The following is a 16,607-nucleotide window of genomic DNA, read 5'->3' as shown; positions in this document are numbered from 1 at the left end:
GAGATCAATCGTCGTCGAAGTTATAACTGCCCGGCGCCAGATTCTCGAAGCGGGTGTACTTGCCGATGAACGCCAGGCGCGTAGTGCCGATGGGGCCGTTACGCTGCTTGCCGATGATGATCTCGGCGATACCCTTGTGTTCGGTCTCCGGGTGATACACCTCATCCCGGTACACGAACATGATGACGTCGGCATCCTGCTCGATCGCTCCGGATTCCCGGAGGTCGGAGTTGATCGGGCGTTTGTTCGGGCGCTGCTCCAGCGAGCGGTTAAGCTGCGACAGGGCAATGACCGGGCAGTTGAACTCTTTGGCCAGCGCCTTCAACGAGCGGGAAATCTCGGAAATCTCGTTGGTACGGTTGTCGCCGCTTGAACCGGGAATCTGCATCAACTGCAGGTAGTCGATCATGATCATGGCAATGTCGCCGTGCTCACGAACGATCCGGCGGGTGCGCGCGCGCATTTCCGAAGGACTGATGCCTGCGGTATCGTCGATGAACAGCTTACGGTCATTGAGCAGATTGACCGCAGAAGTCAGACGCGGCCAGTCATCATCGTCCAGGCGACCGGCACGCACCTTGGTCTGGTCGATACGCCCCAGCGACGACAACATACGCATGATCAGCGATTCACCTGGCATCTCCAGCGAGTAGACCAGCACTACCTTGTCGCTGCGTAACACGGCGTTTTCGACCAGGTTCATTGCGAACGTGGTTTTACCCATCGACGGACGGCCCGCGACGATGATCAGGTCAGACGGCTGCAAGCCGCTGGTTTTCTCATCAAGGTCGGTATAACCGGTTGATAGGCCGGTAATGGCGTTGTCGCTGTTGAACAGGGTATCGATGCGGTCGATGGCTTTGGTCAGCAAATCATTGACGCTGACCGGGCCGCCGGTCTTGGGGCGCGCTTCGGCAATCTGGAAGATCTGCCGCTCGGCCTCGTCCAGAATCTCTTCGGCGGTTCGACCTTCGGGGTTGAACGCGCTGTCGGCGATCTCGGTACTGATACCGATCAACTGCCGCAACGTGGCACGCGCTCGAACAATCTGCGCATAGGCCTTGATGTTGGCGACGGACGGCGTGTTTTTCGCCAGCTCACTGAGATAGCCCAGGCCACCGACTTGCGAGGTCTGCCCTTCCTTGTCCAGTTGCTCAGCCAGCGTGACCACGTCGATCGGGCTGTTTTGATCGGCCAGACGGGCGATGGCGCGGAAAATCAGGCGGTGGTCATGTCGATAGAAATCGCCATCGGACACTTGATCAAGCACCCGCTCCCAGGCGTTGTTGTCCAGCATCAGACCACCGAGCACAGCCTGTTCGGCCTCGATGGAATGGGGCGGCACCTTCAGGGCAGCGGTTTGCAGATCGTATTGCTCGGGGGCGGATATATCGTTCATGGCCACTTTAATTCGGGGTTTGCAGAATGAGGATGGCACAAAGACAAAGGGCACGACCTGTAAACAGGATCGTGCCCGATGTTAATCCCCTGACGACAATGCCGCCAGACGATTCGGTGTTGCTTAAGCAGCCACTACGACAACGCGCACGGTCGCTTCTACGTCGCTGTGCAGATGCACGGCTACGTCGAATTCGCCAACGTTGCGGATAGTGCCGTTCGGCAGACGAACTTCGCTTTTTGCAACTTCAACGCCAGAGGCGGTCAGTGCATCAGCGATGTCGTGGGTGCCGATCGAACCGAACAGCTTGCCTTCGTCACCAGCGGTGGCAGTGATAGTCACTTCCAGCTCAGCCAGTTGGGCAGCGCGAGTTTCGGCAGATGCTTTCTTGTCTGCAGCCAGTTTTTCCAGCTCGGCACGACGCTCTTCAAACGCAGCCACGTTGGCAGCGGTTGCAGCGGTTGCTTTGCCATAAGGCAGCAGGTAGTTACGACCGTAGCCGGCCTTAACGTTTACTTTGTCGCCCAGGTTGCCCAGGTTGGCGACTTTTTCCAGAAGGATCAGTTGCATGTGGAAATCCTCTTAACTTTTAACCTTCACCGTTCGCAGGACCATTGCCGGAATCTTTCGAACCCCGGCGACCGCGAAAATCAATCAGGCTGTCGACAATGGCAATTACCACGAGCAACGGATAAATCAGTTGCATGAACACCAGCAGCGTGATGTACATCCCTACCAGCCAGAACCTGGAGAGGCGCTTTTCAGCGACCAGTCCATGAATCAGGGCCAGCCCGGCAAATGCCAGCGGCACACTGCACAGCGGTGTAATCATCGCTATCTGAGGACCGAAATTCGGCCCCACCAGCATGCACACCAACAGCGCCAACGCAGGCACCAGTGGAAGTTTCACGGCGCGAAATTCACGCCCGAAACCACCCGGGTTGTACAACATCGCTTGCCAGTACCGCCCAAGCATCAGGCACAGCACACTGACGATCTGCAACACAGCCGCTATCAGGCCATTCAGGACGGGAGCAATCAGTGATCCCAGACGCGCTCGCTCTTCTACGTTCAACTGCTCGTAGAGCCCGGCCAGCATTGTCGGCAGATGTTTCTGCAACTCCTGCGACATTGCTTCCAGAGGTTCGCGAAAAACCGTGCCCAGAACTACTGCATACACCACACCCAACGCCACGCTGACCAGCAGCACGCGGACCCAGGACTCGCTGGCACGCAAAACCATTGCCAAACTCAGCGAACCCAGCAGCACCATGGCTGTACGAGGTTCGCCGAAATACCACCAGACCAAAGCCGGCAGCAGAGCCCAGGACAGGACACCAACGGCATCACTGAACCCGCGTCGCAGGAGCACAAGGCACCCTGCGGCAGCACTCAACCAGAACAACAGCGGCAATGCCGCACATCCAGCCACTACGAGAGTGGCCTGCATACGGCCGCGCATGATGAATTCAGCCAGGGCACGCATGCTTTCTATCCTTTGTTACGTTTTGTCGACTACCTGGTCTCAGCGGCCGTGGCTGTCGGTGTAGGCCAGCAGGGCCAGGAAGCGGGCACGCTTGATAGCGGTGGCCAGCTGACGCTGATAACGTGCTTTGGTACCTGTGATACGGCTTGGAACGATTTTGCCGGTCTCGGATACGTAGGCTTTCAGAGTGTTGAGATCTTTGTAATCGATCTCTTTGACGTCTTCAGCGGTGAAGCGGCAGAATTTACGACGACGGAAGAAACGTGCCATGTAATTGGCTCCTCAAAAGGTCCGTGGATTACTCGTCAGCGTTATCGCTAACGTCGCTGTTGTCGCCGTCATCGCCATCGGCGCTGTCGGAGTGCTCAGGACGGTCACGACGCTCACGGCGCTCACTGCGGTTCTCTTCAGCCTTGAGCATCTCGGACTGGCCGGTTACGGCTTCGTCGCGACGGATGACCAGGTTACGGATCACAGCATCGTTGTAACGGAAGTTGTCTTCCAGCTCGGCCAGGGCCTTGCCAGTGCATTCAACGTTCAGCATCACGTAGTGAGCCTTGTGAACATTGTTGATTGCGTAGGCCAGTTGACGACGGCCCCAATCTTCCAGACGGTGGATTTTGCCGCCGTCTTCTTCGATCAGCTTGGTGTAACGCTCTACCATGCCGCCGACTTGCTCGCTTTGATCCGGGTGGACCAAAAAGATAATTTCGTAATGACGCATGAATGCTCCTTACGGGTTGTAGCCTGCCGCTCAAAAGCGGTCAGACAAGGAGTGAATGACACTGTTGGTCTTGCTCAGGGACAGGCACATGCGCGCCTGCCGTGACAGCAAGGGGCGCAATTGTAGAGAAGGGTCGCTGGAGGCGCAAGGCAATTGGTGAATTTCTGAGCAGATCGCAGAGCGCGACCTGCTCACTCGGCAGACAGCGAGAAGATCAGGCCTTCTTGCCGGTAGCCTTGACGCTGCGCTGGCGCAACGCTTCGAACAGACACACGCCGGTAGCAACCGACACGTTAAGGCTGCTGACGCTGCCCGCCATCGGCAGGCGCACCAGATAATCGCAGTGCTCGCGGGTCAGGCGCCGCATGCCTTTGCCTTCAGCACCCATGATGATGATCGTAGGCCCGGTCAGGTCTTGCTGATACAACTCGACTTCCGCCTCGCCGGCCGTACCGACAACCCACAAGCCGCGCTGCTGAAGCTTTTCCAGCGTGCGAGCCAGATTGGTCACGGCCACCAGCGGAATGACTTCCGCAGCACCACAGGCGACTTTTCGCACCGCAGGCGTCAGCGTTGCAGACTTGTCCTTGGGCACGATGACAGCCAGCGCGCCTGCCGCATCGGCAGTACGCAGGCAAGCACCCAGGTTATGCGGATCGGTAACGCCATCGAGCACCAGCAACAACGGCGAGCCTTCACTGCGATCCAGCAGCTCGTCGAGCATCGCTTCGCCCCAGACCTGGCTCGGGCTGACATCGGCAACCACACCCTGATGGACGCCCTCGACCCAGGCGTCCATTTCGCGACGCTCGGCCTGGCCGATGGTGACGCGGTTTTCACTCGCCAACGCGACCAGCGTCTGGACACGAGGGTCGTTACGACCCTCCGCCAGCCAGATGTGCTTGACGCGCTTGGGGTGGTGACGAAGCAATGCTTCTACGGCATGCACGCCGTAGATTTTTTCCAGCTGACTCATGACTTGGCCTTGGGTTTACGAGCGCCACTGCTTTTTGCAGTTGGCGCGGAGCCCGTTTTTGACGAGCCTTTACGGTGTTTGCTGGCCGGTTTGCTCGATGAAGGAGCAGAACCCGACCTGTCAGACTTTCCCGACGTCGCCTTGCTACCGCCCTTCGCGTCTGCCAGCAGAGCCTTTTTCAGCTCTCGGCTTTTACGCACTTCGGCATTTTTGGCAGCCGCATCGCTTGGGCGATAAGCCTCGGAGCCCGTCTCTTTCGTCGAAGACGTACGACGTCCCGACTTGGCTGCAGGCGCCTTGTCTTTCTCAGCCGCAGCGGCTGCAGGCGGAGCCGTGTCATGACCACGACGCTTGCGACCGACCGGCGTAGCTGCCGCTGCCGTTTCGGATATTTCGAAATCGATCTTGCGTTCATCCAGATCGACACGCATGACACGCACTTCAACGGTGTCGCCCAAGCGGAAATTACGCCCGGTGCGCTCGCCGGCAAGGCGGTGATGCAGCGGATCGAAATGGTAGTAATCCCCCGGCAAGGCCGTAACGTGGACCAGACCCTCGACATAAATGTCGGTCAGTTCGACGAACAGACCGAAGCCGGTGACGGCCGTGATCACACCCGGGAACGACTCGCCCACGCGATCTTTCATGTATTCGCACTTGAGCCAGTTGACCACGTCACGCGTGGCTTCATCGGCACGGCGCTCGCTCATCGAGCATTGTTCGCCCAACTGCTCCAGCAGCGCTTCGTCGTACGGATAGATGCGCGCTTTCGGAATCGTTGCGGCACCGGCACGGCGTACGTGCGGGGTATCCTGCTTGGAACGGATAACGCTGCGAATCGCACGGTGGGTCAGCAGATCCGGGTAACGGCGGATCGGCGACGTGAAGTGCGTATACGCTTCGTAGTTCAGGCCGAAGTGGCCGTTGTTATCCGAGCTGTAGACCGCCTGACTCAACGAACGCAGCATCACGGTCTGGATCAGGTGGTAGTCAGGACGATCACGAACGGTTTCGAGCAGCGCCTGATAATCCTTCGGTGTCGGACCGTCTTTGCCCTTGTGCAGGCTCAGACCCAGCTCGCCCAGGAAGGCACGCAGCTTTTCCAGCCGCTCAGGTGGCGGACCATCGTGAACGCGGTACAACGCAGGAATTTCATGCTTTTTCAAGAACTGCGCGGTGGCCACGTTGGCGGCCAGCATGCACTCTTCGATCAGCTTGTGAGCATCATTGCGGGTGGTTGGACGGATTTCGGCAATCTTGCGCTCGGAACCGAAGATGATCCGGGTTTCCTGCGTTTCGAAATCGATCGCGCCACGCACATGCCGCGCACCCAGCAATACCTTGTACATCGCGTAAAGCTGCTTGAGGTGCGGCACCACGTCGCCATATTCACCGCGCAGGCTTTTCGCCTCGGCGGTTTTCGGCTGTTCCAGGATAGTGCTGACCTTGTTGTAGGTCAGGCGAGCATGGGAGTGGATTATGCCTTCGTAGAACACGTAGTCGGTCATCTCGCCGGTCTTGGAGATGGTCATCTCGCACACCATGGCCAGACGATCGACATGCGGGTTCAGCGAGCACAGGCCGTTGGACAACTGCTCAGGCAGCATCGGCACGACGCGCTCGGGGAAGTACACCGAGTTGCCGCGTACCTGGGATTCTGCATCCAGCGCGGAACCGATCTTCACGTAGCTCGACACGTCGGCGATGGCTACGTAGAGCTTCCAGCCACCAGAGAACAAGCGCAGCTTGCCAGGTTTGGCTTCGCAATAAACCGCATCGTCGAAGTCGCGTGCGTCTTCGCCGTCGATAGTCACGAACGGCAAGTGGCGCAGATCGACGCGGTTTTCCTTGTCCTTGTCTTCGACTTCCGGCTTGAGCTTGGCGGCCTCTTTGAGGACGGCTTCCGGCCAGACGTGCGGAATGTCGTACGTGCGCAGCGCGACATCGATTTCCATTCCCGGCGCCATGTAGTTGCCGACCACTTCGACCACATCACCTTGAGGCTGGAAGCGCGGAGTAGGCCAGTGAGTGATCTTCACCTCGACGAACTGGCCAATCTTGGCGCTGTTGTTGCGACCCGGCGTCACCAGCACTTCCTGCTGGATTTTCGGGTTATCGGGCACCACAAAACCAATGCCGCTTTCTTCGAAATAGCGACCCACGATGGTTTCATGAGCACGCGAGATCACTTCGACGATCACGCCTTCGCGACGACCACGACGATCAAGACCGGAAACCCGCGCCAGCGCCCGATCACCGTCAAACACCAGACGCATCTGCGCCGGGCTCATGAACAGGTCATCGGAGCCGTCATCGGGCACCAGGAAACCGAAACCGTCGCGGTGGCCGGAGATGCGACCAAGAATCAGGTCAAGCTTGTCTACCGGTGCGTAAGTGCCACGACGGGTATAGATCAACTGGGCGTCACGCTCCATCGCACGAAGGCGACGGCGCAGGGCCTCGAATTGATCTTCGGTGGTCAGGCCGAATTCTTCGACCAGTTGCTCGCGACTGGCCGGCGAACCGCGCTCGGACAGGTGCTGCAAGATCAGCTCGCGGCTGGGAATAGGGTTTTCGTATTTTTCCGCTTCACGAGCGGCCTCGGGATCGAGGGACTGCCAATCGGCCATTAGATAGTTTTCACCTTGTATATATAGGGGTTAGTTTGGCATAGACCTCATGAAACGGGAAATTTCACGCTCAAACCGCTCGACAAAAAGCCTGCCTGACCCCGCTGCAACACCCGAAACACACCGCCCGCGAATTTTTTAGACTTTTTTTCGCCGCCGGGGTTTACAGCCTAAAAAGCGCTCCGTATAGTGCGCGCCATCGGCAGGCTGATGCCATTCGATACTGCCCAGATGGTGAAATTGGTAGACACGCCAGCTTCAGGTGCTGGTGACCGCAAGGTCGTGGAAGTTCGAGTCTTCTTCTGGGCACCAATTCAGGCAACAGACTACAACAGTCTCAAGCCTCACAAAAACCCGCGAAAGCGGGTTTTTGCATTTTTGGGTTTTGATTATTAAATCAAAACAGGGGTTTACAGAGCAAAACGATCGCCGTATAGTGCGCCCCATCAACGGCGGAGACGCTGCTGATGCTGCCCAGATGGTGAAATTGGTAGACACGCCAGCTTCAGGTGCTGGTGACCGCAAGGTCGTGGAAGTTCGAGTCTTCTTCTGGGCACCAATTCAAAAAAACCGAGCCAATGGCTCGGTTTTTTGCATTTAAGACGCTGTGAAATTCCTTCCCGCGTATTCAGCGCTACAGCCGTAGCGCCGAACACCGCAAACTCAAGCCCGAAACTGCCCCAGACTTGCCTTCAACTGTGCAGCAAGCCCGTTGAGGACCTTGCCACTGGCGGTCGTTTCCACCACGGCCTTGGCCGCTCGCTCGGCTTGAGCGTGAATCACCTCTACCCGACCACGCACTGCCTGGGCACCTTCTGCCTGATGCACGGCAGCCTTGGTCGCCAACCCGATGGCGGCGTGTACCTGCTCCACCGAGGTCTGCACCGTCTGCTGCCGCTTGACGCTTTCACGCAGCACCTCAAGACCTTCCTTGGCCTGGCGACCGGCGATGCCGATGGCGGCGACGGCCTCTTTCGCGCCGCGCTGCAAGGCGACGATGTGTTCCTGAATGTCTCCGGTCGAACTTTGCGTCTTGCTGGCCAGCGCCCTCACCTCGTCCGCGACAACCGCAAACCCCCTGCCCGTCTCGCCAGCACGCGCCGCCTCGATGGCCGCGTTCAGTGCCAGCAGGTTGGTTTGTTCGGCAATGCCGTGGATAACTTCCAGCACCACCTCGATCTGCTGGCTTTGCTGCGCCAGACGCTCGATCACTTGCGCGCCAGTCTCGACCTGTCCGGCCAGCGCCTCAATCAAACCGCCCACCTGATTGGAGGTGCGGGTGTTTTCATCGGTGGCCTGCTTGATGTCGATGACCTGACGCAAGGCCGCTTGCATCGCATGACTTTCCGACTGCGCCTCGTCAGCCATTTGCTCCAGCGCTTTCAGACTGGCCGCCACTTCATCTCGCTGCAATTCGGCTGCTGCATCGGCACCGGCATTGCGCTGGCTCATCGCACCAATCTCGACACCCGTCAGTTGCGCAACTTCACCGGCTTCGCGCACGATGGGTTGCAGCTTGTCGATGAAGCGATTGACCGCGGCCGACATATCGCCGATCTCATCATTGCTGTCCAGCTTGACGCGCCTGGTCAGGTCGCCCTCTCCCGCCGCCAGATCATTCAGCGCGGCGATCAACAGGTGCAGCTTGCTGACCACTCGACGCCCCAGAACCACGGCCAGCAACAGCAGCACGCCCAGCCCCACCAGCGCCAGGCCCAGACCGATCCGCCAGCGCAAGGTTTCAGCCGCCTCCTGAACCGCGACACGCGTGTTGCCGGTCATGGCTGTCGCGGCGGTTTGAGCGGATTGCAGGCGCGTGCGCAAGGCCGCGGAGCTGTCCTTCGACGCACTGGCGAGGCTGTCGGAAACCAGCTGCTCGCCACTGGTGATCAGCGTGGCGAAGCGCTTGTCCAGTGCCGCGAGATTTTCCTCGACTGTCGCCGTGGAAACACCCATGCGCACTTTGCCGATCTCGACGCCGTTAGGGCTGATGGAGGCCTCGACGTAATAAACGGATGGATCGTTTTTCGCGGCGTTCAGAATCTTGTCCATCGCCCGCTCACCCTCGCCTTTGGCCAGCAATGCCTTGACCAGAGGGTTATCCCGGTTCATGTAGCGGGTCAAGTGCTCGCCAGCTGCATCGTCGTAAACCACGAACAGCACGTTCGGATTACGCTGCGCACGTCGCGCGAATTCGGAAAGGGTTGGCGTGTCGTTGTCCCACATCGCTCGCGGGGCGACGGCAGCCAGCAATTCAGCCATGTCGGTCGCAGAATCATGGAGGTCTTTTTCCAACGTAGCGCGCAGTTGCGCCTGCTCACCTTTCAAGCGCTCAGAGAGCCCGACGCTCAGACGTTGGCGGGTACTGGTCGACAGCGAATCCAGACTCGACGTCACTTCGCTACTCGCCAGCTCCAGCTCGGCGGAAAGGTGTTGCGAATCTACCCCGAGGCGATTGGCAAGATCAGCCTCCAGCGCAGTGACCGTGCTCCGGGTGAGCGCAACCGCTACCACCACCTGCACCAAAAGTGCGATGCCCAGCGCAATGAACACGGGGCGCAGCAGACGACTTTGCAAAAGAGACAGGACAGCTGACACAGGAGAATCCCTCCACCTTGAGCGCCATTAAAATGATGGCACTTTTCTGTCATCTTTGTAGCAAGCGCCGTGCCGTGACACAAGTCTCACTTTTTACGATGAACCGCCTTACACGCCGAAAGCAAAAAAGGCCGCAAATGCGACCCTTTTTGTAACGCCCGGCGATGGATCAGCCGAACGGATGACGCAGCACGATGGTTTCGTTACGGTCAGGACCGGTCGAAATGATATCGATAGGCGCACCTACCAGCTCCTCGACGCGCTTGATGTAAGCGCGCGCAGCGGCAGGCAGCTCTTCAAGCGTCTTGGCACCCAGCGTGGACTCGCTCCAGCCCGGCATCTGCTCGTAGACCGGACGCAGACCCAGGTAGCTGTCGGCGTCGGTAGGCGCGTCGATGACTGCGCCGTCTTCATTCTCGTAGCCAACACAGATGTTGATGGTTTCCAGACCGTCCAGCACGTCCAGCTTGGTCAGGCACAAGCCCGAGATGCTGTTGATCTCGATGGCGCGACGCAGGATGACGGCGTCGAACCAGCCGCAACGACGGGCACGGCCTGTGGTTGCGCCGAATTCATGACCACGCTTGGCCAGGAAAGCACCGACATCGTCGAACAGTTCGGTCGGAAACGGACCTGAACCGACACGCGTGGTGTAGGCCTTGGTGATGCCCAGAATGTAATCCAGGTACATCGGACCGAAGCCCGACCCTGTCGCAATGCCGCCAGCCGTGGTGTTGGAGCTGGTCACGTACGGATAGGTGCCGTGGTCGATGTCCAGCAGCGAACCCTGGGCACCTTCGAACATGATGTCTTTGCCGTCACGACGCATTTCATGCAGCGCAGCGGTGACGTCGAGCATCAGCGGCTTGAGCAGGTCAGCGTATTCCATGCACTCGTCGAGTGTCTTCTGGAAGTCGATGGCAGGCTCTTTGTAGTAATTGACCAGCACGAAGTTGTGGTAGTCGAGCAGCTCGCCCAGCTTGGCGGCGAAGCGCTCGCGGTGGAACAGGTCGCCGATGCGCAGACCGCGACGTGCAACCTTGTCTTCGTAGGCCGGGCCGATACCACGACCGGTGGTGCCGATCTTGAACTCGCCGCGGGCTTTTTCACGCGCCTGGTCCAGTGCAACGTGGTACGACAGGATCAGCGGGCAGGACGGGCTGATGCGCAGGCGCTCACGCACCGGAATTCCTTTCTCTTCCAGCTTGATGATTTCGCGCAGGAGCGCGTCGGGGGCAACCACCACACCGTTACCGATCAGGCACTGCACGCCTTCGCGCAGGACACCGGACGGAATCAGGTGCAATACGGTTTTCTCACCGTCGATCACCAGTGTGTGACCCGCATTGTGGCCACCCTGGTAGCGAACTACGGCGGTAGCATGTTCGGTCAGCAGATCAACGATCTTGCCTTTGCCCTCATCACCCCATTGAGTGCCCAGGACTACGACATTCTTACCCATAACACTTGTCCTCATTCACGCAAACTTGGTGCCGGCGGCGGCCGGCAGGAATACTCAAGAAGCCAGCGGCATGACCTGCCAGTGCTCGCCATGCTGAATCAATTGCCGGTCACAGTCGGCTTCACGCGCGGCGCTTACCTGCTGCCCAGGCAACGCCTGAACCACACGCTGACCTTCGCTGCGCAACTGGCAAACCCGCTGCCAGAGTGCCGCATCCGTACTGTCCGGCACCCAGATGCCACCAGACGGTAATACGATTTCTGCCTGCCCCAGCGTTACCAGGGTTTTCAGGTCAGTGGAAAAGCCGGTCGCCGGGCGGGCACGACCAAAATCGGCACCGATGTCATCGTAACGACCACCCTGAGCAATGGACTGACCCACGCCAGGAACAAACACCGCGAACACCACACCGGTGTGGTAATGGTAGCCGCGCAGCTCGCCAAGATCGAAATACAGCGGCAACTGCGGGAAGCGTGTTGCGAGGCGGTCTGCAATGGCCAGCAGGTCATCCAGTGCCGCCAGTACCGGTGCAGGCGCGCCCGCCAGACGATCACGCGCCGCATCCAGCACCTCACGCCCACCGCACAGCCCTACCAGCGCACGCAGCATCGAAGCCAGCTCTTGCGGCAGATCGGCGGTGAGGGCAATTACTTCGTCGATGGCCTTGCGCTGCAGGGCATCGAACAACTGCTGCTCGACTTCGCCCGACAGCCCGGCCGCACGTGCCAGCCCACGGTAGATGCCTACGTGCCCGAGGTCCATGTGTACATCCGGCACTTCAGCCAGTTGCAGCATGGACAGCATCAGACTGATGACCTCGACGTCGCTGCTCGGGCTTGCGTCGCCATACAGCTCGGCGCCGAGCTGAATCGGGCTGCGCGAAGAAGACAGTGCCCGGGGCTGAGCATGCAGAACGCTGCCCGCATAGCACAGGCGACTCGGGCCTTCACGTTTCAGGGTGTGTGCATCGATGCGAGCAACCTGCGGCGTGATATCGGCGCGAAAGCCCATCTGCCGACCCGACTGCGGGTCGATGACCTTGAAGGTGCGCAGATCCAGATCCGAACCCGCGCCAGTCAGCAGGGACTCCAGATACTCGATATGCGGGGTGACGACGAACTCATAGCCCCAGCTCTGAAACAGATCCAGCACCTGACGGCGCGCTACTTCAATGCGCGCCGCTTCCGGTGGCAGTACTTCTTCGATGCCATCTGGTAGCAGCCAGCGGTCAACCGTTGCCATTACGCCTATCCCCTGTGATCCAGGCGGCCAGCCTGAAGGCCGGCCTTGAGTGAAGCAGAAAGTGGTGCGCCGTATGGCGGGCACGACAAATGCCCGAGACAGGCTTTGCAGACCACTCTCCTCGAAAAACTTTGCCGCTGTCTGAACCAGATGCGGCCAATCAATCGTGCAGACGCAAAAAAGCCGGGAATTTCCCGGCTGCCGCATGATACACACGTTTCACCGTACGTTCACCCCACCAGGCGGTTTTGCCGCCCGGCGGGTGATTAATTACGGCTTGGCTTTTTCCATGTAGCGAAAGAATTCGCTGTTCGGATCAAGCACCATCACGTCGCTCTTGTTCGCAAAGCTTTCGCGGTAGGCACGCAGGCTACGGTAGAACGCGTAGAACTCCTGGTCCTGACCGTAGGCCTTGGAGTAGATCGCAGCAGCCTGGGCATCACCGTCACCACGCGCTTCTTCCGACTCGCGATAGGCTTCTGCCAGCAGCACACGGCGCTGACGATCGGCATCGGCACGAATACCTTCAGCCAGCTCGTTACCCTTGGCACGATGCTCACGCGCTTCACGCTCACGCTCGGTACTCATCCGCTCGAACACGCTGCGATTCACTTCCTTCGGCAGGTCGATGGCCTTGACCCGGACATCCACTACTTCGATGCCCAGCTCTTTTTCAGCCATGCGATTCAGCGAACCGGTGATGTCCGCCATCAGCGCGTCTCGCTCACCCGACACGACTTCGTGCAGGGTGCGCTTGCCGAACTGGTCGCGCAGGCCGGATTCCAGACGACGCGAAAGACGTTCGTCGGCAATCTGCTTGAGGCCGGAAGTCGCAGTATAGAAACGCTCTGCATCCTTCACGCGCCATTTGGCGTAGGCATCGACCATGACCGCTTTCTTCTCCAGCGTCAGAAAACGCTGGGTGGGCGCGTCCAGCGTCAGAAGACGCCCGTCGAATTTGCGCACCTGGTTCACGTAAGGAACCTTCACGTGCAGGCCCGGCTTGACATCCGCCTGAACCACACGCCCGAACTGCAGCAGAACCGCGCGCTCGGTCTGGGACACTATGTAAAAGCTGTTCCAGGCGATGACGGCCAGCACCACGCCGACAATAAGGGTGATCAGTGACTTGTTACTCATCAGCGAGTCTCCCTGGTACGTACTTCACCGCGCTGCTGAGCCTCAGTCGCCCGGGCAGCAGCGGCAGCATCAGTAGCGGACTGAGACGACGTGCCCGTATTGGAACCGTTGCCAGTACTGCTGCGGCTGCTTTCGATCATCTTGTCGAGCGGGAGGTAAAGCAGATTGTTCTGCCCTTTGTCGCCGGTCACAAGGACCTTGCTCGTGTTGCTGAAGACTTCCTGCATGGTGTCCAGATACAGACGCTGGCGAGTGACCTCTGGCGCCTTGCGGTATTCGGCGACCAGCTTGGTAAAGCGATCAGCCTCACCTTTGGCGCGCGAAACCACTTCATCACGGTAGCCGTTGGCATCTTCAAGAATGCGCTGAGCCTGACCGCGCGCTTCCGGAATCACGCCATTGGCATAACTTTCGGCCTGATTGCGTGCGCGTTGCTCGTCTTCACGGGCGCGGATCACGTCGTCAAAGGCTTCCTGCACTTCACGTGGCGCAGCAGCGCTCTGTACGTTTACCTGAGTGACGGTGATACCGGTGCCGTAGGTGTCGAGGAAACGTTGCAGACGCTCCTTGATCTCGCTGGCCATCAGTTCACGACCTTCAGTCAGCACCTGATCCATCGCCGTGGAACCCACGACGTGGCGCAACGCGCTTTCGGTCGCGTGCTGCAGGCTGATCTCAGGCTGATCGACGTTCACAACGAAGGCCCTTAGATCGCTGATCTTGTATTGCACGGTCAGAGGCACTTCGACAATGTTCTCGTCTTCGGTGAGCATCTGGCCCTGCTTGGTGTAGGCACGTTCGCGAGTCACGTTTTCCATGTACTTGCGGTCGAACGGCGGGAAGTAGATGTTGAGGCCCGGCCCCACGGTATCGTGGTATTTGCCGAGACGCAGCACGACCGCCTGCTCTTGCTCATCGACAACATAGATAGCGCTGTAGAGCCAGAAAGCGACGAGTACGACCAGGCCGATGCCGAGCAGGCCAAAGCCACCGCCCTTGCCCGAGCCGCCACCGTTGCCACTGCCGCCGCCATCGCTGCCACGTTTGTTACCGCCGCCGAACAACCCCTTCAGGCTTTCCTGCAGCTTACGGAAGGCCTCGTCGAGATCAGGTGGTCCCTTGCGGTCGCCGCCACGGCGTTTGCCACCCCAGGGATCTTGATTATTCGAGTTGCCACCCGGCTCATTCCAAGCCATAGCGCTCTCCATCTGATAAAGCAAAGACGCGCCCGCGGCGCGCCGACCAATGCTACAGAATGCTCGCGAAAGCCGTACAACGGCTTTCCCGTGCTTTTATTGCAAAGTGTGTTGCTCGATGAACTCCAGCGGCTGCAATCCTTCGCGACTCACCAGTCGATTGAGTTCAACGCGCGGTATTCGCACCGCCAGCAAGCTGGCACCTTCTTCGTCATGGGTTTCGCTCTGCACCGTGCCCAGCTCGAAAAACTGCGCACGCAACCGGGCGAGACTCTGTGGCAAATGCAGTGTGCCGACAAACAGGTCATTGCCGAGCAGCTCGGCAATAGCCTGCTTGAGCAGATCCAGACCACGACCGTCATGGGCCGACACCCAGACACGCTGCGGCTTGCCATCGGCATCGCGCTGTATCTGAGGTTCCACCCCTTCGAGCAGATCGAGTTTGTTATAGACCTCGAGGATCGGCAAGCCCTCGGCACCGATCTCACCGAGCACCGCCATGACCTGCTCGATCTGCGACATGCGATCAGGCTCGTGCGCATCGATGACATGCAGCAGCAGATCGGAATTGCTCGATTCTTCAAGTGTCGCGCGAAAGGCTTCTACCAGCTTGTGAGGCAGATGGCGAATGAAGCCCACGGTGTCAGCCAGCACGATGGGACCCAGGTCGTCGAGCTGCAGACGACGCAAGGTCGGATCAAGCGTGGCGAACAACTGGTCAGCCGCGAACACGTCCGAATCGGTCACCGAGTTGAAAAGGGTCGATTTGCCGGCGTTGGTATAGCCCACCAGTGAAACCGACGGGATATCGGCACGCTGACGCCCGCGACGCGCCTGATCCCGCTGACTGCGAACCTTCTCCAGTCGCCCTTTGATCTGCCGCAGGCGAACCCGCAGAAGACGTCGGTCGGTTTCAAGCTGGGTTTCACCCGGACCGCGCAGGCCGATACCACCTTTCTGTCGCTCAAGGTGAGTCCAGCCACGCACCAGACGGGTACTCATGTGCTCGAGCTGGGCCAGTTCGACCTGCAACTTGCCTTCGTGAGTACGCGCTCGTTGCGCAAAGATATCGAGAATCAAGCCCGTACGATCAAGCACGCGGCACTCGAAAACGCGTTCGAGGTTACGTTCCTGACTGGGCGTGAGGGTGTGATTGAATATCACGAGATCAGCCTGCTCGGCTTTGACCTGGTCGCGAAGTTCCTCGACCTTGCCAGAGCCAATCAGGTATTTGGCCGATGGCCGATGACGCGGCACGTTGATGAACGCAACGGTATCAGCACCGGCCGATATGGCCAGCTCCTGAAACTCCTGCGGATCTTCGCGCGCCTCAGGGTCCTGACCATCCAGGTGAACGAGTATGGCCCGTTCACCACCACTGTGGCGCTCAAAGAACAAGGCAGACTCCTATCAGGCGTTACCTGGCTCGGCGTCCGCGCCGTCAGCGTCTGTAGCGCTAGGCAGGCGGATCGGACGAACCGGTACAACGGTGGAAATGGCGTGTTTGTAGACCATCTGGCTGACAGTGTTTTTCAGCAAAATGACGAACTGGTCGAAAGACTCGATCGTACCCTGCAGCTTGATACCGTTGACCAGATAGATCGATACCCCGACCTTCTCTTTACGCAAGGTATTCAGGTAAGGGTCTTGTAGCGAATGCCCTTTTGACATGTGCCGCACTCCTTTAAGGATCAATAATAATAAATCGAATTCGATTGGCTTGACCGGCCACCCCCCAAGGATAGACGGCTATT

At 59.0% G+C, this 16,607-nt stretch carries 14 protein-coding genes and 2 tRNA genes; 2 read left to right on the top strand and 14 right to left on the bottom strand.

All coding sequences use genetic code 11. The annotated features are described in order from the left end of the window. Positions 1 to 4: 4 nt before the first annotated feature. From dnaB to rnr, 7 genes are all read right to left on the bottom strand, one after another. On the bottom strand, positions 5 to 1,399 hold the full coding sequence (gene dnaB / locus BW686_RS03225) for a replicative DNA helicase (protein ID WP_016567072.1): 1,395 nt from the start codon (positions 1,397 to 1,399) through the stop codon (positions 5 to 7). A 123-nt stretch (positions 1,400 to 1,522) separates the two neighbouring features. Further along, on the bottom strand, positions 1,523 to 1,969 hold the full coding sequence (rplI, locus tag BW686_RS03220; protein ID WP_003317208.1) for a 50S ribosomal protein L9: 447 nt from the start codon (positions 1,967 to 1,969) through the stop codon (positions 1,523 to 1,525). A 19-nt stretch (positions 1,970 to 1,988) separates the two neighbouring features. Further along, positions 1,989 to 2,885: a hypothetical protein gene (locus BW686_RS03215; protein WP_084914182.1), complete on the bottom strand. Its 897-nt coding sequence runs from the start codon at positions 2,883 to 2,885 to the stop codon at positions 1,989 to 1,991. Between the two features lie 39 nt (positions 2,886 to 2,924). Further along, complete coding sequence (gene rpsR, locus BW686_RS03210; RefSeq protein WP_002551829.1) at positions 2,925 to 3,155, bottom strand: 30S ribosomal protein S18; 231 nt, start codon at positions 3,153 to 3,155, stop codon at positions 2,925 to 2,927. A 28-nt stretch (positions 3,156 to 3,183) separates the two neighbouring features. After that, positions 3,184 to 3,609: a 30S ribosomal protein S6 gene (gene rpsF / locus BW686_RS03205; RefSeq protein ID WP_002551828.1), complete on the bottom strand. Its 426-nt coding sequence runs from the start codon at positions 3,607 to 3,609 to the stop codon at positions 3,184 to 3,186. Between the two features lie 214 nt (positions 3,610 to 3,823). Beyond that, complete coding sequence (gene rlmB, locus BW686_RS03200; protein WP_084914181.1) at positions 3,824 to 4,585, bottom strand: 23S rRNA (guanosine(2251)-2'-O)-methyltransferase RlmB; 762 nt, start codon at positions 4,583 to 4,585, stop codon at positions 3,824 to 3,826. After that, complete coding sequence (gene rnr, locus BW686_RS03195) at positions 4,582 to 7,215, bottom strand: ribonuclease R (protein ID WP_084914180.1); 2,634 nt, start codon at positions 7,213 to 7,215, stop codon at positions 4,582 to 4,584. Before rnr ends, rlmB begins: the two co-directional genes overlap by 4 nt. Positions 7,216 to 7,440: 225 nt before the next feature. Between rnr and BW686_RS03190 the strand changes: the two genes are divergently transcribed. Beyond that, positions 7,441 to 7,527: transfer RNA gene (locus BW686_RS03190), tRNA-Leu, on the top strand. 160 nt (positions 7,528 to 7,687) lie between these two features. Continuing rightward, positions 7,688 to 7,774, top strand: a tRNA-Leu gene (locus tag BW686_RS03185). A 104-nt stretch (positions 7,775 to 7,878) separates the two neighbouring features. Here the strand turns inward: BW686_RS03185 and BW686_RS03180 are convergent. The 7 genes from BW686_RS03180 to hfq form a co-directional block, all read right to left on the bottom strand. Then, a complete protein-coding gene (locus BW686_RS03180; protein ID WP_084914179.1) occupies positions 7,879 to 9,813 on the bottom strand; it encodes a methyl-accepting chemotaxis protein in 1,935 nt (644 codons plus the stop codon). Between the two features lie 169 nt (positions 9,814 to 9,982). After that, on the bottom strand, positions 9,983 to 11,275 hold the full coding sequence (locus tag BW686_RS03175) for an adenylosuccinate synthase (protein ID WP_084914178.1): 1,293 nt from the start codon (positions 11,273 to 11,275) through the stop codon (positions 9,983 to 9,985). A gap of 54 nt (positions 11,276 to 11,329) precedes the next feature. Beyond that, entirely contained in the window at positions 11,330 to 12,517 is a 1,188-nt protein-coding gene (locus tag BW686_RS03170; RefSeq protein ID WP_084914177.1) for an ATP phosphoribosyltransferase regulatory subunit, read from the bottom strand. A gap of 270 nt (positions 12,518 to 12,787) precedes the next feature. Further along, complete coding sequence (hflC, locus tag BW686_RS03165) at positions 12,788 to 13,657, bottom strand: protease modulator HflC (RefSeq protein WP_084914176.1); 870 nt, start codon at positions 13,655 to 13,657, stop codon at positions 12,788 to 12,790. Beyond that, positions 13,657 to 14,853, bottom strand: coding sequence for an FtsH protease activity modulator HflK (hflK, locus tag BW686_RS03160; RefSeq protein ID WP_084914175.1), 1,197 nt, complete (start codon positions 14,851 to 14,853; stop codon positions 13,657 to 13,659). Before hflK ends, hflC begins: the two co-directional genes overlap by 1 nt. Before the next feature lie 96 nt (positions 14,854 to 14,949). Continuing rightward, positions 14,950 to 16,251 (bottom strand): ribosome rescue GTPase HflX, encoded by a 1,302-nt coding sequence (gene hflX / locus BW686_RS03155; protein ID WP_084914174.1) that lies wholly within the window; start codon positions 16,249 to 16,251, stop codon positions 14,950 to 14,952. A 12-nt stretch (positions 16,252 to 16,263) separates the two neighbouring features. After that, positions 16,264 to 16,524 carry an RNA chaperone Hfq gene (hfq, locus tag BW686_RS03150; protein ID WP_002551819.1) on the bottom strand — a complete coding sequence of 87 codons (261 nt, stop codon included), beginning with the start codon at positions 16,522 to 16,524 and terminating at the stop codon, positions 16,264 to 16,266. Positions 16,525 to 16,607: the final 83 nt, after the last annotated feature.

The organism is Pseudomonas syringae (assembly GCF_002157375.1).
In the GTDB taxonomy this organism is placed as follows: domain Bacteria; phylum Pseudomonadota; class Gammaproteobacteria; order Pseudomonadales; family Pseudomonadaceae; genus Aquipseudomonas; species Aquipseudomonas syringae_T.
The sequence above is the reverse complement of the archived record's forward strand: the minus strand, read 5'-3'. Positions and strand labels throughout refer to the sequence as shown.